The 20,700-nt window shown below is 73.2% G+C and carries 14 protein-coding genes, 3 tRNA genes and 1 pseudogene; 11 read left to right on the top strand and 7 right to left on the bottom strand.

Annotated elements, in window-relative coordinates; all coding sequences use genetic code 11:
* The first annotated feature begins 3 nt into the window (after nt 1-3).
* Nucleotides 4-303, top strand: a complete 300-nt coding sequence (locus IH44_RS0113915; protein ID WP_030459831.1) for a YciI family protein — start codon at nt 4-6, stop codon at nt 301-303.
* 7 nt (nt 304-310) lie between these two features.
* Here the strand turns inward: IH44_RS0113915 and IH44_RS0113910 are convergent, their stop codons facing one another.
* From IH44_RS0113910 to IH44_RS0113890, 5 genes are all read right to left on the bottom strand, one after another.
* A complete protein-coding gene (locus IH44_RS0113910) occupies nt 311-1,333 on the bottom strand; it encodes a DMT family transporter (RefSeq protein ID WP_030459830.1) in 1,023 nt (340 codons plus the stop codon).
* Between the two features lie 40 nt (nt 1,334-1,373).
* Nucleotides 1,374-3,632 (bottom strand): transglycosylase domain-containing protein, encoded by a 2,259-nt coding sequence (locus IH44_RS0113905; protein ID WP_063759606.1) that lies wholly within the window; start codon nt 3,630-3,632, stop codon nt 1,374-1,376.
* Nucleotides 3,633-3,880: 248 nt separating this feature from the next.
* Nucleotides 3,881-3,954, bottom strand: a tRNA-Lys gene (locus tag IH44_RS0113900).
* A 138-nt stretch (nt 3,955-4,092) separates the two neighbouring features.
* Nucleotides 4,093-4,166: transfer RNA gene (locus IH44_RS0113895), tRNA-Lys, on the bottom strand.
* Between the two features lie 72 nt (nt 4,167-4,238).
* Entirely contained in the window at nt 4,239-4,997 is a 759-nt protein-coding gene (locus IH44_RS0113890; RefSeq protein WP_232794939.1) for a DUF4239 domain-containing protein, read from the bottom strand.
* Nucleotides 4,998-5,508: 511 nt separating this feature from the next.
* Between IH44_RS0113890 and IH44_RS0113885 the strand changes: the two genes are divergently transcribed.
* From IH44_RS0113885 to IH44_RS49395, 6 genes are all read left to right on the top strand, one after another.
* Nucleotides 5,509-6,675 carry a low temperature requirement protein A gene (locus tag IH44_RS0113885; RefSeq protein WP_051816874.1) on the top strand — a complete coding sequence of 389 codons (1,167 nt, stop codon included), beginning with the start codon at nt 5,509-5,511 and terminating at the stop codon, nt 6,673-6,675.
* Between the two features lie 2 nt (nt 6,676-6,677).
* Nucleotides 6,678-7,313 carry a pentapeptide repeat-containing protein gene (locus IH44_RS0113880; protein ID WP_232794938.1) on the top strand — a complete coding sequence of 212 codons (636 nt, stop codon included), beginning with the start codon at nt 6,678-6,680 and terminating at the stop codon, nt 7,311-7,313.
* A 199-nt stretch (nt 7,314-7,512) separates the two neighbouring features.
* Nucleotides 7,513-9,576, top strand: coding sequence for a phosphocholine-specific phospholipase C (locus tag IH44_RS0113875; protein WP_030459825.1), 2,064 nt, complete (start codon nt 7,513-7,515; stop codon nt 9,574-9,576).
* Nucleotides 9,577-9,685: 109 nt separating this feature from the next.
* Nucleotides 9,686-9,874, top strand: a complete 189-nt coding sequence (locus IH44_RS0113870; protein WP_030459824.1) for a hypothetical protein — start codon at nt 9,686-9,688, stop codon at nt 9,872-9,874.
* 86 nt (nt 9,875-9,960) lie between these two features.
* Nucleotides 9,961-10,173, top strand: a complete 213-nt coding sequence (locus tag IH44_RS0113865) for a hypothetical protein (RefSeq protein ID WP_030459823.1) — start codon at nt 9,961-9,963, stop codon at nt 10,171-10,173.
* Nucleotides 10,174-10,381: 208 nt separating this feature from the next.
* A complete protein-coding gene (locus IH44_RS49395; protein ID WP_157852310.1) occupies nt 10,382-11,260 on the top strand; it encodes an LAETG motif-containing sortase-dependent surface protein in 879 nt (292 codons plus the stop codon).
* Nucleotides 11,261-11,282: 22 nt separating this feature from the next.
* Here IH44_RS49395 and IH44_RS0113855 read toward each other — a convergent pair.
* A pseudogene (locus IH44_RS0113855) lies at nt 11,283-14,477 on the bottom strand (S41 family peptidase); the annotation flags it as partial.
* 259 nt (nt 14,478-14,736) lie between these two features.
* On the opposite strand from IH44_RS0113855, the gene IH44_RS0113850 reads away from it, so the two are divergent.
* Complete coding sequence (locus tag IH44_RS0113850) at nt 14,737-16,425, top strand: chitinase (RefSeq protein ID WP_030459820.1); 1,689 nt, start codon at nt 14,737-14,739, stop codon at nt 16,423-16,425.
* A 126-nt stretch (nt 16,426-16,551) separates the two neighbouring features.
* The gene (locus tag IH44_RS0113845; RefSeq protein ID WP_051816873.1) at nt 16,552-16,938 is read left to right on the top strand and encodes a VOC family protein; all 387 of its coding nucleotides are present in this window, start codon (nt 16,552-16,554) and stop codon (nt 16,936-16,938) included.
* 68 nt (nt 16,939-17,006) lie between these two features.
* Here the strand turns inward: IH44_RS0113845 and IH44_RS0113840 are convergent.
* Nucleotides 17,007-17,080, bottom strand: a tRNA-Lys gene (locus tag IH44_RS0113840).
* Nucleotides 17,081-17,193: 113 nt separating this feature from the next.
* Here IH44_RS0113840 and IH44_RS0113835 point away from each other — a divergent pair.
* Complete coding sequence (locus IH44_RS0113835; RefSeq protein ID WP_030459818.1) at nt 17,194-18,774, top strand: Na+/H+ antiporter; 1,581 nt, start codon at nt 17,194-17,196, stop codon at nt 18,772-18,774.
* Between the two features lie 175 nt (nt 18,775-18,949).
* Nucleotides 18,950-20,611, top strand: coding sequence for a glucose-6-phosphate isomerase (gene pgi / locus IH44_RS0113830; RefSeq protein WP_030459817.1), 1,662 nt, complete (start codon nt 18,950-18,952; stop codon nt 20,609-20,611).
* Nucleotides 20,612-20,700 lie beyond the last annotated feature (89 nt).

Here is a 20,700-nt window from a genome sequence, read left to right as displayed (position 1 = left end):
CGGGTGTTCATCCTCGAGCTGACCTACACCGCCCCGCTGGAGCGCGTCGACGCCCTGCTGCCCGCCCACCTCTCCTGGCTGGAGCAGCACTACGCGAACGGGACCTTCCTGGCCTCCGGCCGCAAGGTCCCGCGCGACGGCGGCATCATCCTGGCCGTCGCCCCCGACCGCCCCGCCGTCGAGGCCCTCGCCGCCACCGACCCGTTCGTCCCGGCCGGGATCGCCGCCTACCGGATCACCGAGTTCGTCGCCACCACCACCGCCCCCGCCCTCGCCGCCCACCGCGAGACCCTGCCGGTCTGAGGGCGCCTCAGCTCCGGGCCGCCGACTGGGCGGCGAACGCGCCTGCCAGGACGAGTGCGCCGCCCGCCAGTTGCGGGGTGCCGAGGTGCTCGCCGAGCAGGATCCAGGCGAGCACGGTGGCCACCACCGCCTCCAGGTTGGCGACCACGCCCGCGACCGGCGGGGAGAGGTGCTGCACCGAGGCCACCCCGGTCAGGTAGGCCAGCACGGTGGCCACCAGCACCATCCACAGCGCCGGCAGGAGCGCGGGCACCTGGTGGCCGTTCATCGCCACCGAGCGCCCCAGCAGCGACCAGTCGGCGTCCCAGGGCAGGGTGAACGCGGTCAGCAGCACGGCGCCGATCAGCAGGCCGTACGCGGAGACCGCCAGCGGGTCGACCGGGCGCTCGCCCTGCCGGCCGGCGTCGGCGAGCACGAAGTAGCCGACCTGGCAGCAGGCCGCGCCGAGCGCGAACAGCACGCCCAGCGCGTCGAAGGACAGCCCGTTCCACACCTCGACCACGCAGGCCAGCCCCGCCACCGCGACGCCTGCCCCGGCCGTCGCCCGCCGGGAGACCGGCCGCCGCTGCACCAGCCGGACGTAGGCGATCAGCAGCGGCGGTCCCAGGTACTCGATCAGCAGCGCGACGCCCACCGGGATCCGCGAGATCGCCGCGAAGTAGCAGGCCTGCACGCCCGCGACGGCCAGCAGGCCGAAGCCGAGCAGCACCCCGGGCCGCCGCAGCACCGCGTCCCGGTGCCGCCACGCCACCGGCAGCAGCACCAGCGCCGCCCCGGTCACCCGCAGCCACACGGTGTGCGCGGAGGACAGCCCGGCCTCGATCAGCGGCTTGGCCGCCGTCCCCGACCCGCCGAACGCGACCGCCGACACCAGCGCCAGCCCCAGCCCCAGCGGAGCCGCCCGCCGGGCCGCCCGCCGGGTCGGACCCGGACCCGGACCCGGACGCGGGGCCGCGGCCGCAGCCGTGGCCGGGACGGGCGGGGGAGGGGCGTCGACGGGAACGGCGGAGGGGTCCGAGCTGCTGTGCATCGCCGCATTCTGCCAGCCCGGACCCCTCCGCCGTAAGGTGTTACCCCGCCGGTTGGTACTGATCGCCGAGCAGCCCGCCGGCCCCGCCCAGCCCCGGCGCGGTGCTGGCGGACGGGCTGCGACCGGCCCCGCCGCTCGGCCGGGCCGAGGGCGAACGGGTCGGCCGGAGGCCGTTCTCGCCGCCGTCCGGGCTCGCCCCGCTGCCGCCGCTGGGACGGGCCGACGGCGAGGCCGAGGGCCGGTCGTCACCCGCGGACGGCGAGGGCGTGCTGCTCGCGCTGTCCGCCGCGGACGGGCTCTGGCTCGGCGAGGCGGAGCCGCTCGGCGTGCCGGAGGGCGCGCTCGCGGCCGGGGCCCGGGTCGGCCCGGCGAAGTCGGTGACCGGCTGCCCGGCCAGCGCGGACTTCATGTACGCCGTCCAGATCTGCGCCGGGTACTTGCCGCCCGCCGCGCTGCCGGTGCCGCCCACGCCGTCCAGGCTGACCTGCTTGCCGGTGCCCGGCTCCTGCCCGAACAGGCCGACCACGGTCACCAGTTCGGGGGTGTACCCGGCGAACCAGACCGACCTGGAGTCATCGGTGGTGCCGGTCTTGCCCGCCACCGGGCGGTTCAGCGCGGCGGCCCGGTAGCCGGTGCCGCCCTGGTCGTCGACGACGCCCTGCAGGATCGAGGTGGTGGCCCGGGCCGCGTCCTTGGAGATCGCCTGGGCGGTCTTGTGCTCGGGCAGCACGACCTGCTCGCCGCCCGCCTCCAGGCCCTTCACCAGCCACGGGGTGATCTGCTGCCCGTCGTTGTCCAGGGTGGCGTACACCCCCGCCAGCTCCAGCGCGCTCGGGGTGGCCGCGCCCAGCGGGATCGACGGGACGGCACTGAGGCCCGGCGTGTCGGCGGGCAGGCCGAGCGCCACCGCGGTGGCGCGGACCCTCTCCAGCCCGGTGTCCTGCGCGAGCTGCGCGAACACCGAGTTCACCGACCAGTCGGTGGCCTGCTGCAGCGAGATCTGCCCGTACGAGTGCTCGCCCTCGTTCGGCGGCGCGTACGGGGTGCCCTTCGCGCCGCGCACCGGCCGCCGGTTGGTGCCGTCGTACACGGTGTCGGCGGTGATCCGCTCGCCGGACTGGGTGCGCGCCCCGGAGTCCAGGGCGGCCGCCAGCGCGATCGCCTTGAAGGTGGAGCCCGCCTGGTAGTCGGTGCGGGTGGCGTTGTCGATCCAGTGCTTGGTGGCGTCCGCGCCGCCGTACAGCGCCAGCACCTGCCCGCTCTTCGGGTCCACCGAGACCGCGCCGGCCTGGGCCGCCGCGTCGACCTTCCGGCTGTCCGGCTTGAGGTTGTCGGTCAGCTGGGTCTGCACCGCGTCCTGCAGCTGCTGCTGCTTCTTCGGGTCGACGGTCAGCGTGATGGTGTACCCGCCCTGGGCGAGCTGGGCGTCCGAGACGATGCCGTGGTCGGTCAGGTACGAGGTGGCCGCGGCCACCAGGTAGCCCGCCTGCCCGGACAGGCCCGGCGCCGACTTCGGGGCCAGCACCTCCGGGAACGCGGTGTGCTGCCGCTCCTCGGCGCCCAGCCACTTCTTCGCCACCATGCCGTCCAGCACGTAGTTCCAGCGCGCCGTCGCCTTCTGCTTGCCGGCCTCGCTGGCCGAGGAGACGTCGAAGGCGCTCGGCGCGTTCAGCAGCGTCGCCAGGTAGGCGCCCTGGGCGGCGGTCAGCCGGCTCGCGTCCACCCCGAAGTACGCCTGCGCGGCGGCCTGGATGCCGTACGCGCCGCGCCCGTAGTACGAGGTGTTCAGGTAGGAGGAGAGGATCTCGTCCTTGCTCTGGGTGGCGTCCACCTTGATGGCGATGAACACCTCCTTCACCTTGCGGCTGACGGTCTGCTTCTGGTTCAGGTACGCGTTCTTCACGTACTGCTGGGTGATCGTCGAGCCGCCCTGGGTGGAGCCGCCGGACGCGGTGTTGAACGCGGCCCGGGCCATGCCCTTGAGGTTGACCGCGCCCTCCGAGTAGAAGTTGCGGTCCTCGGCGGCCAGCGCGGCGTGCTGCGCCTCGGGGGAGACCTTGTCCAGCGAGACGTTCTGCCGGTTGGTCTGGCCGGTGCGGGCCAGCACCGAGCCGTCCGCGTACAGCCAGGTGTTGGACTGGGCGGTGGCGGCCGCGTGCGCGTCCGGCACCTTCACCAGGGCGAACAGTCCGACCCCCAGCAGCACCGACGCCGCCAGGCCCAGCAGGGTGATCCGCCAGGTGGGTATCAGCCGGCGCCAGCCGGTCCGCTTCTTGCGCTCACGAGGCTTTCGAGGCAACGGAGACCTTCCCGCAGGCCCCGGACGGGCTGCTCGCTCGGGCGACGGCGTGAACCTCGCCAGCCTGACTGATCGACTTGTCAGATGTTAGGGACCTATGTCCCATTTCTCCTAAGACGATCTTTAAATCCCCCTTAGCTTCACATCCTCCCCCTTCTCAACGAGCGCGCCGCGCAAGGGACATGGCGGGAACGGCCGGAAAACGCCGAAGGCCCCTCGCTGAGAGCGAGGGGCCTTCGTGCTGTCGGTGCGCCGCCAGGGACTCGAACCCCGGACCCGCTGATTAAGAGTCAGCTGCTCTAACCAACTGAGCTAGCGGCGCGTGCTGACGTGGAGAACACTACACGCTCCCCGACCTGCGGTGAAACCCGGTTCCCGGGCGAGCCGGACCGGGCCCGGAAACGCCGAGCGGCCCGGAAGCGCCGAGAGCCTCCCCGGAGGGAGGCTCTCGTGCTGTCGGTGCGCCGCCAGGGACTCGAACCCCGGACCCGCTGATTAAGAGTCAGCTGCTCTAACCAACTGAGCTAGCGGCGCCTGCTGACCCGGAGAACACTACACGCCCCGGGCCGCCCGCCGAAATCGTGACACCCCGCTCACCGAGCGTGCTCAGCGCGGTGGCGGCAGCCGGCTCAGGAACACCTCGAACGCGGTCGGCTTCACCGCGTTCGCCCCGTCGAACGGGTAGTTCATCTCCTTGATGGCGATCAGCGACAGCGCGATCAGCCCGGCCAGGCTGAGCACCATCGCCAGGTGCGCCCAGGTGTTGGAGAGGCCGAACAGGAAGGTGAAGGCGATGGTGACCACCGCGCCGGCGATCAGCGCCGCCCACAGCAGCGGCGGCACGCAGTCCGCGATCAGGTTCAGCCGGGCCCGGCGCTTGCTGGCCAGCCCGTCCACGTGCTGGATCACGTTCTGGTAGATCGCCGACTGCTGGTCCCCCTGCGGGTCGAAGGAGAGCGCGGACTCCCGGATCCGGTACATCAGCGCCGTCGCCGCCGGGTCGCTGTGGTGGTCGTTCATCTGCCGCCACTCGGTGTCCACCACCGCGTGCGCGTAGCTGAGCGTCAGCCCCTCCAGCTCGGCCCCCGCGGGCAGCGGCATCTGCCGGGACATCCAGTACACCCCCGCCAGCTCGTCCGCCTCGTCGAAGGTGGTCGCCTTCGCCGTCGACGAGTTCTCCCACACCACGATCACCACGAACGCCACCAGCACCGCGTAGAACGCCCCGACCGCCGCGAAGATGAACCCCGCCACGTCGTTGCAGTTCTCCCGCGCCGGCACCGACGCGTACTTCTGCACCAGCAGCATCCCCGCCGCGGTCCCCGCCAGCGTGCCCACCATGATCATCACATCGACCCAGTTCACGCCGCCCCCACATCCCCTCGGTGCCCGATTGTGCGCATACGGCCATCACATCGCCCGCCCTCGCCCCCCAGCGACCCGAACTAGCCCGACCGGCCGCCGGACGCACCCCTGCCGGACGGCGGGCGGCGCTGTCGGGCAGCGCGGTGATCACGAGGAGTTCGGGTCCTGCGGAGCGCGGGGACCGGCCCCGTGCTCCACCCTCGTCCTTGACCTTCCGCGTTGCCCGCGAAGCGCCCTCGTCGGCCGTCCATCCGCAGAGGAATCTATCGGTCGAATTCGGACAGACGGGACAATCAACGCAACACGCGCCGAAATGGACCGCGCTGTCACTCGGATCGCGCACTGCGGCGTCAACTCCGGGTGACGAGTAGTCAGATCGGGTGGAAATCGGTCAACCGGCGTGCCGCGCCCGGTGCGTGCGCCGCGCACGCCGGGCTGCCAGGATCTCCGGTGTCCAACTCCCCTGCCGCGCCCGCCCCCTGCCCGCGCGGCCCGCTGCGAAGGCAGAACCATGAGCACCGCCCCCGACCCCTACCGGCCGGTCCGCCGGATGCGGGCCCGCGACCGGCGCGAGTCGCACCGGGTCTCCACCCCGCTCGAGCTGTTCTTCGACCTGTGCTTCGTGGTCGCCATCGCCCAGGCCGGCCGGGAACTCGCCCACGCCCTGGCCGAGGGCCACTACGCCGCCGCCCTCACCGGCTACGCGATGGCCTTCTTCGCGGTGTGGTGGGCCTGGATGAACTTCACCTGGTTCGCCTCCGCGTACGACGTCGACGACGTGCCCTACCGGCTCACCACCCTGGTGCAGATCACCGGCGTGCTGGTGCTCGCGGCGGGCGTCCCGCGGATCTTCGAGGACCAGGACCTGGTGCTCGGCGTGGCCGGCTACGTGCTGATGCGCCTGGCCATGGTCACCCAGTGGCTGCGCGCGGCCCGCGGCGAGAGCGGCCCGGCCCGCACCTGCGCGCTGCGCTACGCGGTGGGGATCTCGGTCGTCCAGGTGTTCTGGGTGGTCCTGCTGTTCCTCCCGCACGGCACCCAGGGCCCGCTGTTCCCGCTCGGCGTGCTGGTCGAACTCGCCGTCCCGGTCTGGGCCGAGAAGGACAACCAGACGCCCTGGCACCGGCACCACATCGTGGAGCGCTACGGCCTGTTCACCATCATCGTGCTGGGCGAGACGGTCGCCGCCGCCACCGTCGCGGTCCAGGCCGCGCTGGACGAGCACCGGGCGGTCGCCGAACTGCTGCCGATCGCGGCCGGCGGCCTGCTGATCTGCTTCGGCGCCTGGTGGATCTACTTCGCCGACGACAGCCACGACCACCTGCGCGACAACCGGCAGGCGCTGCCCTGGGGCTACGGCCACTACCTGGTCTTCGCCTCGGCCGCCGCGGTCGGCGCCGGCCTGGAGGTCGCCGCCGGGCACGCGGTGGGCACCGCGCACCTCTCGGCCCGGGCCGCGAGCGCCGCCGTGACCGTCCCCACCGCGCTGTTCCTGGTCACCGTCTGGGCCCTGCACTCCCGCCACCACAAGCGCGGCGCCGCCCAGGCGATCCTGCCGCTGGCCGCGCTGTCGGTGCTGGCTGCGACGCTGGCGGGGGAGTCCGCGGTGCTGATCGCCGGGCTCCTGGTGGCGCTGGCCGTCGCCACTGGCCTGATCCTGTCCGCGAAACGGAGCTGACCGTGCGCCTCGAAGACCTCCCCTACGCCCACCTGCTGCAGCGCCACACCGGGCCGCTGCGCCCCGACGCCCGGTACGACACGGTGCACTTCGACGGCCTCGCGCTGACCGGGCAGTTCGGCGGCACGCACTTCCTGGAGTGCGCGTTCACCGGGGTGCGGATCGAGGAGGCGAAGCTGCGCCGGGCCGGGTTCAACGAGGTGTGGGTGCAGGGCGGCCGGCTGGTCGGGGTCGACCTGGCGGAGAGCGAGTGGCAGGACGCCGAGGTCGACTCCACCGTGCTGGCGGGCATCTCCGGGTACGGCTCGGCCGTCCGCCGCACGGTGTTCCGCCAGTGCAAGCTGGAGGCGGTCAACCTGCGCGGCGCGGTGCTGCGCGACGTGGTCTTCGAGGACTGCCTGCTGCGGGACGTCGACCTCGCCGAGGCCAAGCTGACGGACGTCTCCTTCCCCGGCAGCACCCTGGACGAGGTCCGCCTGCGCGGCGCGAGCCTGAAGAACACCGACCTGCGCACCGCCGCCCGCCTCGGCCTGCCCGACGGCCACCTCGGCCTGCGCGGCGCCGTCATCTCGACCACCCAACTGCTCGACCTCGCCCCGCAGTTCGCCCACGCCCTGGGCATCGCGGTGCAGGACTGAACCCGGCCGCCGCGAGCCGTCCGTCGAGGATTTCCCCCCGGCTGTTCACCTCCTGTCCGCCGTTGCGGCCGTCGGTGAACAGTCCGCCAAACCTTCGTCCCGGCCGGTGACCCGAGGGCCCGTCCTGCGTGAGGATGCTCGGCGTTCGACACGAAGGTGTCTGGACAACACCAGCAGCCGAGGGGACGGGCGGGTCGAAGTGGCAGAGCTGAGTCGTAGGAAGTTCATCGCGTTGTCGGCGAGTGCGGCGGCCGGGGCGGCGGTCGCCGGGACCGCGGCGGGAGCCGGGGCGGCACCCGCGGCGGCGGCCGCGGCGGGGGCCGCGGCGGGGGCCACCGGCACCCTCGCGGACGCCCGGCACATCGTGGTCCTGATGCAGGAGAACCGCAGTTTCGACCACTACTTCGGCATGCTGAAGGGCGTGCGCGGCTTCGCCGACCGGGCGACGATCCAACTGTCCGGCGGCTACGGCGTCTTCAACCAGCCGAACCTGCTCGGCCGCCAGTACCCGTGGCAGTTCTCCGCGACCAAGCCGGCCGGCGGCGCGGACCCGGAGCGCCTGGCCCAGTGCAACGGGGACCTCGCGCACGGCTGGAGCGACCAGCACAAGGCGTGGAACGGCGGGAAGTTGGACTCCTGGGTGTCCGCCAAGGGCAACGTGCGCACCCTCGGCTACCTGACCCGGGCCGACATCCCGTTCCACTACGCGCTGGCCGACAACTGGACGGTCAACGACGCCTACCACTGCTCGGTGCTCTCCGCGACCGGCCCCAACCGCACCTACCACTGGTCCGGCCAGATCGACCCGGCCGGCACGGCCGGCGGCCCCGCGTACGACGGCGGCGACGAGTCGGGCCTGAAGTGGCAGACGTACGCGGAGGCCCTGGAGGCGGCCGGCGTCAGCTGGAAGGTCTACCAGAACGCCGCCGACAACTACGGCGACAACGCGCTCGCCTACTTCACCGCCTTCTCCTCCGCCCCCGCCGGCAGCGCGCTCGCCGTCAAGGGCATGGGCTCGGTCCCGAAGGCGACCGGGAAGACCCCGGACGACATCGTCGCCGCGATCAGGGCGGACGTGCTGGCCGGCACCCTGCCCCAGGTGTCCTGGATCGTGCCGGACCAGGCGTCCTCGGAGCACCCGTACGCCACCCCGGCCGACGGCGCGCACTTCGTGCACAACGTGCTGGACGCGCTGAACGCCGACCCGGCCGTGTTCGACTCCACGATCCTGTTCCTCAACTACGACGAGAACGACGGCTTCTTCGACCACGTCCCGCCGCCGGTCGCCCCGTCCGGCACGGCGGGCGAGTTCTACAACGGCACCAACATCGGCCTCGGCTTCCGCGTCCCGATGATCGCCGTCTCGCCGTGGAGCCGCGGCGGCTGGGTCTCCTCGGAGACCTCCGACCACACCTCGGTGCTGCGCTTCCTGGAGAAGTGGACCGCCGCCCTCGGCAAGCCCGCGACCTGCCCGAACATCTCGGCCTGGCGGCGGAAGGTCACCGGCGACCTGACCGGCATGTTCGACTTCGCCCACCCGGTGTACGGGATGCCCGCGCTGCCGGACACCTCGCAGACCATCGGCCTGGCCGCCTGCGGCCCGCTGCCCAACCCGGCCCCGGTGAACAACCAGCTGCCGGTGCAGGAGCCGGGCACCCGCCCGGCCCGCGCGCTGCCCTACCAGCCGGTGGCCAACCTGGACCGCCTGGAGTTCGGCTCCGGCGGCGTGATCAAGGTCTGGATCGCGATGTCCAACCAGGGCAGCGCGAGCAGCCACTTCGCCGCGTACGCCAACGCCTACCGCTCCGGCGGCCCGTGGCCGTACACCGTCGACCCGGCCGGCTCGACCAGCGACTTCTTCAACTGCGGCACCGGCTACGGCGCGGGCAAGTACGACCTGACGGTGGTCGGCCCCAACCGCTTCCTGCGCCGCTTCACCGGCGACGCCACCGCCGCCGGCAAGAACGCCGCCGCCACCGCCACGTACGCCCCCGCCCCGGACACCGGCAAGCTCGCCCTCTGGTTCGAACTCGCCAACACCGGCAGCACGGCGGTGACCTTCACCGTCACCTCCAACGCCTACCGCTCCGACGGCCCGTGGACGTACCAGGTCGCGGCCGGGGCGAGCACCCGCGACTACTTCAACGCCGTCGCCTACACCAACGGCTGGTACGACTTCACCGTGACGGTCAGCGGCGACGCCAGTTGGTCGCAGCGCTTCACCGGCCACCTGGAGACCGGCGCCCCCTCGATCTCCGGCTGACGCCCGGGGCGGGGCCGCCGCACCCGGACGCCCCGGTCCGGGTGCGGCCTCCCGGGGCCGGTGCGAGGGTGGACGGAGCCCGATGTCCGCGAAACCCCGAGGAGGAGACATGGGCCTGAGCGACCAGTTCAAGGACAAGGCGAAGGACCTCGCCGACCAGGCCAAGTCGGCGCTCGGCGACCACGGTTCCAAGGCCGAGGAGACCGAGCAGAAGGCCCGCGAGCAGGCCGAGGGCATGATGCCCGGCGGCCAGGAGTCCGCGGACGACCAGCAGCAGCAGGAGGGCGAGTCCTCCTGACCTGCCGACCGCGTGGGACGGGCCCGACCGGGTCCGTCCCACCGGCGTACCGTGGCAAGGGGGGACCGCCCACCCGAGGAGGAGACATGGGCATCTTCGACAGGTTCCGCCACAAGGCGGCGGCCCAGCCCCCCGCCGACTCGCCCGAACGGGCCGCCCTCGCCCACGACGAGGCCGCCGACGCCTTCGGGGACCGGGTCGAACGGGCCCGCGACGACGCCGAACGCCGGATCCGGCAGGAGCGCGAGGACCGCGAGGCCGCCGAGAACATGACCGCCGAGGGCGACCCCTGGAGCTGACCCGCGCGACACCCCCGGAGCGCCGGCCCCGTCACCGGGCGCCGGCGCTCCGCGCGCTGTGACACGGCGGTGACAGTAGGCATACGTCACACGGATGTCGGGCTGGAAGTATTCCTTCTGCGCGGGGGAGCGGGCCGAGAGGGAAACCGGCCCGCGGAGCGCGCAACCCACACCAGTCGCAGCACCCGTATCCCTTGGGGGGAAACCCATGAACACCCGCCGGTCCGTGTCGTCCGCCGCCGCTGCGACGAAGGTCGCCGCCGCCGCGGCGCTGGTCCTCGCCGCCACCGCCGTGGCCGGCGGCACCGCGTGGGCGGACGGCGCAGCGGCCCTCCCCCCGTGTGCCCACGGGACGGCCGTGCTGCCGGGCGAGACCCCGGTCCAGGGCGGCCCCGCGCACAGCGGCACGGTGGCGCTCGAGGTCACCGGCGACGCGAAGCCGACCGTCCAGGGCGACGTGACGACGTACCGGGTGCGGGTCACCGAGACCAACCGGACCGGCGCCGACTACCGGCACGTGACGCTGCTGCCGATCTTCTTCACCCAGCTCGGCGTGATGAACGGCGACAACGCCAAGGTGTTCTGGGAGCACGGGGGCAGCAGCGTCGCCCTGCCCACCCGGCCCGGCTGCGACCCGTCGGCCTGGGTCGACTCCGCGGCGCTGGACGTGCCGCTGGCGAACGGGCAGTCGGCCTCCTTCGACCTGCGGATCACCACCTCCACCCCGGTGGCGGAGAAGGTCAAGGAGATCAGGGTCGGGGCGAGCGCCTGGGCGGACGGCACGTCGGTCACGGCAGACTCCTTCCTCCAGCTGCCGGGCGTGCCCCGGGCCGCCGAGCCCACCAAGGCGCCCACCGCGACCCCGACCAAGGCGGCCACTCCGACGCCGACCGCGACCCCGACGAAGGCGCCCGCCGCCTCGGCGACCCCGACCGCGACCGCCGCCACCCCGGCCCCCGCGGCCGCCTCCGCCGAACTCGCCTCCACCGGCGGCGGCAGCAACACCGGCCTGCTGGCCGCCGCCGCGGCCCTGCTGATCGCCGCGGGCGGCGCCGTCCTCTACACCCTGCGCCGCCGCACCCGCTGACCTTCCGCCACCTCCCTACGGCCGGCCCCTTCCGAGGGGTCGGCCGTACGGCGTTCAGGGCCGCGGCGGCGGGGGTCGCGCTGAGCAGGGTGAGGGCGAGGTCGACGGCGGCGGCGAGGTCGGTGTGCTCGCCGCGGGCCCAGTCGTGGGGGGTGCGGACGACCTCGATGTCGGGGTCGACGCCCCGGTTCTCGACCGAGAAGCCGATGCCGCCGGTGAACCAGCTGGCGTTCTTCGGCACGGAGATCTGGGTGCCGTCGCCGAGCGCGTGCCGCCCGGTCATGCCGACCACGCCGCCCCAGGTGCGGGTGCCGACCACCGGGCCGAGGGCGAGTGCCTTGATGGCGGTGATGATGACGTCGCCGTCGGAGCTGGTGGCGTGGTCGGCGAGGGCGACGACCGGGCCGCGCGGGGCGTCCCGGGGCCAGCGGACGGGCTGCCGGCCGCGGGTGAAGTCCCAGGCCAGGACCCGGCGGTGGAGCTTCTCCAGGACGAGTTCGGAGACGTTGCCGCCGGCGTTGCCGCGGACGTCCAGGACCAGGGCGGGGCGGGCGAGTTCGGAGCGCAGGTCGCGGTTGAACTGGGCCCAGCCGGAGCCGCCGAGGTCCGGGATGTGCAGGTAGCCGCACAGGCCGTCGCTGAACTCCCGGACCAGGTGCCGCCGCCTGGCCACCCAGTCCTGGTAGCGGATCGGCCGCTCGTCGGTGAGCGGGGTGACCGCGATCCGCCGGGTCCGCCCGTCGTGGCGGACGGTCAGTTCGACGGTGCTGCCGCCCGTCCCGGCCAGCAGCGGGGTCGGGCCGCGCACCGGGTCGGGCGGGCGGCCGTCCACCGCGAGCAGTTCGTCGCCGTCGTGCAGGCCGTAACCGGCCAGCGGGGCGCGGGCCTTGGGGTCGGAGGACTCGCCGGGCAGGATCCGGTCGACCAGCCAGCGGCCGTCGACGTCGCGGTGCGCGTTGGCGCCGAGCAGGCCGAGCGGCTGCTGGGCGATGGCCGGGCCCTCGCCGCGCCGGGACGGGGTGACGTAGGCGTGCGAGGTGCCCAGTTCGCCGAGGAGTTCGCGCAGCAGGTCGGCGAAGTCGTCGGGGGAGGCGATCCGTTCCAGCAGCGGGGCGTACTGGTCGGTGAGCGCGGGCCAGTCGAGGCCGCACATCCCGGCGTCCCAGAACTGGTCGGCGACGATCCGGGCCGCCTCGGCGTAGGACTGCCGCCACTCGGCGGCCGGGTGCACGGTGTGGGTGATCCGGCGCAGGTCGACCGGGACGGGGGCGGTGGGCGCGGCCAGCGGGTACAGCTTGAGCGCGCCGGCCGAGAACACCGAGACGGCCGAGCCGTCCGCGGAGACCGCGAAGCCGTCCAACTGCTCGACCAGGGTGGTGCGGCGGCCCCGGGCCAGGTCGAAGTGCTCCAGGGCGGGGCGGCCGGAGGTGTCCTCGGGGTTGGCGAAGGTCTGGCCGAGCGCGCCGGAGATCGGCCAGCGCAGCCACACCACGCCGCCGCGGACCGCCGCCGTCGCCGAGTACTTGGAGGCGATCACCGGGAACGGGACGAGCCGCTTGCCCAGCCCCTCCTCGTCGACCCGCACGGTGCCGTCGCCGGTGGCCTCCTCCGGGTCCAGGCCGACCGGCGGGCGGCCCTCGGCGGGCGAGGCGAACGGGGACGGGGTGCCGGCGGCCAGCGGGACCAGGTAGGGGCGGCAGCCGAGCGGGAAGGACAGGTCGCCGGTGTGCACGTCGTGCACCGGGTCGAAGCCGCGCCAGGACAGGAACACCAGGAAGCGGCCGTCCCGGGTGAACACCGGGTGCTCGTCCTCGAACCGGCCGCCGGTGACGGCGACCTTGTGCTCGGGCCGGTCGGTGCGGGCCAGCCGGATCGCCCGCAGCGAGCGGCCCGCGACCGGCTCCGACCAGGCCAGCCACTGCGAGTCGGGGGAGAACGACGGGCTGGAGACCGGCCCGAACCGGGACGCGGCGACCTCGGCGACCGCGCCGTCCGCGGTGTCCACCAGCAGCAGCCGCCCGTCCGAGCAGGCCACCGCGAGGCGCCCGCCGTCGGGGGCGGCGGCCAGCTCCTGGACCCGGCCGATCCGGCCGCCGGCGATCCGCCGGTGCGGGGGGTGCTCGTCGGCGGCGTCCTTGCCCGGCAGCGCCGCCAGCTCGATCGCGTCCTCGCCGTCCGCGTCGGTCACCCAGGCCGCCTGGTTGCCGTAGCCGAGCACCAGCGGCAGCCGGCAGCGCACGCCCGGGGTGTCGGCCAGCACCCGGGCCGGGCCGTCGCGGTGGGTCAGCCAGTACAGCGAGCCGCGGACGTTGATCACCCCGGCCCGGCCGGTGGCGTCGCAGGCCAGGTCCTTGACGTTGTTGGCGGCGCTGACCTGGTACGGCCGCCGCCCGGCCCGCGCCCCGCCCAGCGGCACCTCCAGCCGGCGCGGGGCGGGGGCGTCCAGCGAGTCCAGCAGCCAGACGTCCCCGGCGTGCTGGTAGACCACCCGGACGCCGTCGGTGGCGGCCTCCCGGGCGTAGTACGAGGCGTGGTCGGTGTGCCGGCGCAGGCCGGTGCCGTCCGGGCGGACCGAGTACAGGTTGCCGACGCCCTCGTGGTCGGAGAGGAACGCGATCCGGGTGCCGTCGGCGGCGGCCACCGGCATCGGCGAGGCCAGGTGCCCGGGCAGGCCGGGCAGCAGCAGGTCGTGGTCGACCCAGAGCCGGCCGGTCGCGCCGCCCCGGTAGCGCTTCCAGAACGCGGGCTCGTGCGGCGCCGCGTCGGTCAGCAGCACCGTGTGCCCCTCGCCGACCTGGGCGTCCGCGACCGGCCCCCACGGCATCCGCCGCCCCGGCGCGCCGTCCGGCGACAGCTCCCACGCCCAGGCGTAGTGCGCGAACGGCTCGTGGTACGAGGTCACCGCCAGCACCTCGCCGTTCGGCAGCCAGCCGCGCACCCGGGTGTCCTGGCTGCCCCAGTACGTCAGCCGCACCGCCGCCCCGCCGTCCACCGGCGCGGTGAACACCTCCGGCACCAGCGCCGACCAGCTCGTCCAGGCCAGCACCGCGCCGTCCGGCGACAGCCGGGGGTGGCTGACCCTGGTCCGGTCCGCGCTCACCCGCCAGGCCCGGCCCACCGTCCCGTCCGCCGCCAGCGGCGCGACCCAGACGTCGTCCTCCGCGGTGAAGGCGAGCAGCCCACCGCGCACATGGGGGTACCGCAGGTATCCGGACACCCCTCCATGGTTCGATCGGCGGCCGGGGCCCGCAAACGCGGTCGGTCCGGGCGGGCCGCCGGAGGGCCGCCGGGGCGGCTGACGCGGGGTCAGTGAACCGGGTCCGCCGGTCCATTGACAGGGGACGGCCGCAGCCGCTTCAGTGGTCTAGTCCAACTCCCTGGGTGGGTGCCGGTGCGGCGGCACGCCCCGGTCGGGAACCCCACAGCCCGGCGGACGGAGGAGGGCGTCCCCCACACAGAGGCAGGAGCATCCCCACATGCACACTCCCCGCAGGAAGCGGCTGCTCGCCGCCGGAACGGCCTGGGCGGTGGCGGCCACCGGCGCCGTCGCGCTCAGCTTCGGCCTGGCCGGGTCGGCCTCGGCCGGAGAATTCCTGGTCAACGGCGGTTTCGAGACCAATGCACTGAGCCCCTGGACCTGTAGCGGCTCGACCGGCTCGGTGGTCACCGGCCACGCCCACGGCGGCACCTACGCGCTCGCGGGCGCGGCCTCCGCGTCCGACACCGCGCAGTGCGCCCAGACCGTCGCGGTCGCCCCCAGCACCACGTACACGCTCAGCGCGTACGTCAACGGCGCCTACGTCTACCTCGGCGTGGACGGCGGCGCCTCGACCTGGACGCCGAGCACCGGCGGCGGCTACCAGAAGCTCTCGGTCAGCTTCACCACCTCCGCGACCCAGACCTCCGCCACCGTGTTCACCCACGGCTGGTACGGGCAGGGCACCTACTACGCGGACGACGTCTCGCTGGACGGCCCCGGCGCGCCCGCCTCGCCCTCCGCCAGCGCGAGCCCCTCCACGCCGGCCAGCCCCAGCCCGTCCGCCTCGGCCTCGGCCAGCAGCAGCCCGTCGACCAGCGCCTCGCCGTCGACCTCGGCCAGCCCGTCGAGCAGCCCGTCCACCTCGGTGCCGCCCACCAGCCCGCCGCCCGCGGGCGGCCACGCCCTGGTCGGCTACCTGCACGCCAGCTTCGCCAACGGCGCCGGGTACATGAAGATGTCCGACGTCCCCGACAGCTGGGACATCATCGACCTGGCCTTCGGCGAGCCGGACTCCATCACCGGCGGCACCATCCACTTCAACCGCTGCCCGGTCACCGAGTGCCCCGGCGTCGAGTCCGACGCCGACTTCAAGGCGGCCATCGCCGCCAAGCAGGCCAAGGGCAAGAAGGTCCTGCTGTCGATCGGCGGCCAGAACGGCGAGGTGCAGCTCACCACCACCGCCGCCCGCGACAACTTCGTCAACTCGGTCTCCGCGATCATCGACAAGTGGGGCCTGGACGGCCTCGACATCGACTTCGAGGGCCACTCGCTGTCGCTCAACACCGGCGACAACGACTTCAAGAACCCCACCACCCCGGTGATCACCAACCTGATCTCCGCGGTCAAGACCCTCAAGGCCAAGTACGGCGCGAAGTTCCAGCTCACCATGGCGCCGGAGACCTTCTTCGTCCAGCTCGGCTACCAGTACTACGGTTCGGGCCCCTGGGGCGGCCAGGACCCGCGGGCCGGCGCCTTCCTGCCGGTCATCTACGCCCTGCGCGACGACCTGACGCTGCTGCACGTCCAGGACTACAACTCGGGCTCGATCATGGGCCTCGACAACCAGTACCACAACATGGGCGGCGCGGACTTCCACATCGCCATGACCGACATGCTGCTCAGCGGCTTCCCGGTGGCCGGTAACACCAACAACGTGTTCCCGGCGCTCAAGCCCTCGCAGGTCGCCATCGGCATGCCCGCCAACACCTACGCCGGCAACGGCTACGTCGCCCCGGCCGTGGTCAACCAGGCGCTGGACTGCCTCACCAAGGGCACCAGCTGCGGCTCCTACACCCCGCGGGCCGGCAAGCAGCCGAACCTGCGCGGCCTGATGACCTGGTCGATCAACTGGGACAGCTACAACGGCAACGAGTTCTCGAAGAACTTCCACAGCTACTTCGGCTGAGACCCGGCACGGCACTGACGGAGCCGGCCGCCCCTCGGAGGGCGGCCGGCTCCGGCCGTCCTCCGGCCGGACCGCCGCTGGTCGACCGGGGCGGAGGGCGCGCCTAGCCTGGGGAGGAAGGAGGTGATGGCGATGCTGGCAGACGCGCCCCTGTTCGCGGTGATCCCCGTGACCGACCTCGAACGGGCCAAGCGCTACTACCACGACACGCTCGGGCTCACGCTCGCCCGGGAAGGCGCCGAAGAGGTGGTCTTCCGTTGCGGCAGCACCGAGTTCGGGATGTACGAGACCCCGTACGGCGGGCAGGCCGGCCACACCCTGGCCAGCTGGAAGGTCGCCGACCTGGACACCGAGATGGCCGAACTGCGCGGCCGCGGCGTGGTGTTCGAGGAGTACGACCAGCCCGGGCTGAAGACCCTCGACGGGGTCGCCGAGGCCGACGGCATGCGGGCCGCCTGGTTCAAGGACCCCGACGGCAACGTGCTGTGCGTCAACGAACTGCACCAGGCGTGAGCGGATCGGCGAACAGCGGACCGGCGAACGCAGAAGGCCTCCCCGGAGGGAGGCCTTCGTGCTGTCGGTGCGCCGCCAGGGACTCGAACCCCGGACCCGCTGATTAAGAGTCAGCTGCTCTAACCAACTGAGCTAGCGGCGCCTGCTGACGGAGAGAACATTACCTGGTCAGCGCCCGAAACACACAATCGGCCCGGCCCGGACCCGGACGTATGCTGAAGCCGGCGCACCCCGCACCTGCCGAGAGGAACCACCGTGGGCCAGCTGACCCTGCTCTTCCTGGTGCTGCTCGCCTCGGTGGTCACGATGCCGCTGGCCCGCCGGAGCAGGATCCCGCAGCCGGTGCTGATGACCATGGTGGGCCTGGTCTTCGCGGTCGTCCCGCAGATCCCCAACGTGCAGGTCAATCCGGAGTTCATCCTGCCGCTGGTGCTGCCGCCGCTGATCTTCGCGGTGGCCCGGCGCTCCTCGGTGCGGTACTTCAAGGCCAACATCCGCTCGATCCTGCTGCTGGCCGTCGCCCTGGTGGTGGTCACCACCACCGCGGTGGCCGGGGTGTTCAGCTGGCTGGTGCCCGCCGCGCCGCTGGCCGCTGCGGTCGCGCTGGGCGCGCTGGTCTCCCCGCCGGACCCGGTCGCCGCCGTCGCGGTGGCCGGCGAGGTCGGGCTGCCGCGCCGGCTGACCGCGGTGCTGGAGAGCGAGGGCCTGTTCAACGACGTCACCGCGATCGTCATCTACTCGCTGGCCGTCGAGGCCGTGGTCGACGGCGACCTGTCGGTGGGCCGGGCGGTCGAGCGCTTCCTGCTCTCCGCCGTCGTCGCGGTCGCCGTCGGCATCGGGCTCGGCTGGCTGAACGCGAAGATCGCCGGGTTCCTGGACGACCCGACCCAGCAGGTCGCGCTCAACCTGCTCGTCCCGTTCGCCGCCTACACGCTGGCCGAGGAGGCGCACGGCTCCGGCGTGCTGGCCGTGGTGGTCTGCGCGCTCTACCTCGCCGACCGGGCCTCCGACGCCGACGAGGTCTCCTACCGGCTGGTCGGCAACGCGTTCTGGGAGATCGTCGAGACCCTGATCACCGGCGTCGCGTTCGGCCTGATCGGCCTGGAGCTGTCCACCGTCCTGCAGGACGTCAAGGACACCTGGCACACCATGATCGGCGACACCGCGATCGTGATCGGCGTGGTCGTGCTGCTGCGCCTGCTGTGGCTGCTGCCCGCCGCCTGGATCTCCCGGCGGGTCACCCACGGCGAGGAGGACACCCCGATCAGCTGGCGGGAGACCGTCGTGCTGTGGTGGTCCGGCATGCGCGGGGTGGCCACCGTCGCGCTGGCGCTCGGCATCCCGCTCGCGCTGCACGACGGGCTGGCGTTCCCGGCCCGCAGCGAGATCGTCTTCATCGCGTTCAGCGTGGTGCTGTTCACCCTGGTGGTCCAGGGCCTGACGCTGCCCTACGTGGTCAAGCTGCTCGGCCTGGACGACGCCCACGACGAGCACGAGCGGGCCGTCCGGGAACTGTGGTGGCGCGCCGCCAAGGCCGGGCTGCACCGGCTCGCCGAACTGGAGGAGGAGGACCAGCTCCCGCCGGAGATCACCGAGCGGCTGCGCGAGCGCCAGCACGACCGCCTCGCCCGGCTCTGCCCGGAGAAGTACGAGGAGGAGGAGGCGCTGGAGGCCAAGCGCCGCGGCAAGCAGTGGCGGCAGGCCTTCGCCGTCGAGCAGGAGATGATCGCCGCCTCCCGCCGGGAGGTGCTGGTGGCCCGCGGCGAGGCCGGCGCCGACCCCGAGGTGGCGGACCGCGTGCTGCGCGCGCTCGACCTCCAGTCGGCCCGGAAGTGACGTCCCGTCGACCTCTCGCGGTGCGCCCCTGCGGGCGCGCCCGCAGGGCATAGGGTTGGGGGCGGGCAAGGCCGTCGACGGAGCCGGCACACGCACGCGTACCCGCCCGGACCAGCGCGACCCTCCCGCCGGAACCAGCCGGTAGACGCAACCCGTACGACGCTAGGAGCAACCGATGTCGGACACCCCTGCCAACGGCCGGACCCCGTTGGACCGCACCCCGCAGTGGGCCGCGCTGGGGAAGCACCGGGCGGAACTGGGCGACCAGCACCTGCGCGAGCTGTTCGCCGCCGACCCCGACCGCGGCACGCGCTACACCCTGCAGGTCGGCGACCTCTTCGTCGACTACTCGAAGCACCTGGTCACCGACCGCACCCTCGACCTGCTGCGCGAACTCGCCGCCGCGACCGGCGTCGCCGAGCTGCGCGACGCGATGTTCCGCGGCGAGAAGATCAACACCACCGAGGACCGCGCCGTCCTGCACACCGCGCTGCGCGCCCCGCGCGGCGCCGTGATCGAGGTCGACGGCGAGAACGTGGTGCCCGCCGTGCACGCCGTCCTCGACAAGATGGCCGACTTCTCCGGACGGGTGCGCTCCGGCGCCTGGACCGGCCACACCGGCCGGCGGATCCGCAACGTCGTCAACATCGGCATCGGCGGCTCCGACCTCGGCCCCGCGATGGCCTACGAGGTGCTGCGCTCCTACACCGACCGCGACCTGACGGTCCGTTTCGTCTCCAACGTGGACGGCGCCGACCTGCACGAGGCCGTCCGCGACCTGGACGCCGCCGAGACGCTGTTCATCGTCGCCTCCAAGACCTTCACCACCATCGAGACCATCACCAACGCGGTCGCCGCCCGCAGTTGGCTGCTGGAGCAGCTCGGCGCCGGCGAGGAGGCCGTCGCCAAGCACTTCGTGGCGCTGTCCACCAACGCGCAGGGCGTCGCCGACTTCGGCATCGACACCGCCAACATGTTCGAGTTCTGGGACTGGGTGGGCGGCCGCTACTCCTACGACTCGGCGATCGGCCTCTCGCTGATGATCGCCATCGGCGCCGAGCGGTTCCAGGAGATGCTGGCCGGCTTCCACCTGGTCGACGAGCACTTCCGCACCGCCCCCGCCGAGCAGAACGTGCCGCTGCTGCTCGGCCTGCTCGGCGTCTGGTACGGCGCGTTCTTCGACGCCCAGGCGCACGCCGTGCTCCCGTACTCGCACTACCTGTCGAAGTTCACCGCGTACCTGCAGCAGCTCGACATGGAGTCCAACGGCAAGTCCGTCGACCGCCAGGGCAACCCCGTCGACTGGCAGACCGGCCCGGTGGTCTGGGGCACCCCCGGCACCAACGGGCAGCACGCGTACTACCAGCTGCTGCACCAGGGCACCAAGACCATCCCCGCCGACTTCCTCGGCTTCGCGAAGCCGGTCGCCGACCTGCAGCCCGGCCTGGTCGCCCAGCACGACCTGCTGATGGCCAACTTCTTCGCCCAGACCCAGGCGCTGGCCTTCGGCAAGACCGCCGAGGAGGTCGCGGCCGAGGGCGTGCCCGCCGAGCTCGTCCCGCACAAGACCTTCCGCGGCAACCACCCCACCACGACCATCCTGGCCGACGAGCTGACCCCGCACGTGCTGGGCCAGCTGATCGCGCTCTACGAGCACAAGGTGTTCGTCCAGGGCGCGGTCTGGAACATCGACTCCTTCGACCAGTGGGGCGTCGAGCTCGGCAAGGTGCTGGCCAAGAAGGTCGAGCCGGTGCTGCTCACCGGCGAGGGCGCCGGGGCGCTGGACGCTTCGACCGCGAACCTGGTGGGCCGCTACCGGGAGCTGCGCGGCCGGTGAGAACGGCGGGCCCGCATTAGGGGCTCGGGGAACGGCGAGTCCGTGCTGCTGGCGGTCGGAGCCCATCGGAGGTTCGTGCTGCTGCGTGC

Source organism: Kitasatospora sp. NRRL B-11411 (assembly GCF_000721345.1).
GTDB lineage: Bacteria > Actinomycetota > Actinomycetes > Streptomycetales > Streptomycetaceae > Kitasatospora > Kitasatospora cineracea.
The sequence above is the reverse complement of the archived record's forward strand: the minus strand, read 5'-3'. Positions and strand labels throughout refer to the sequence as shown.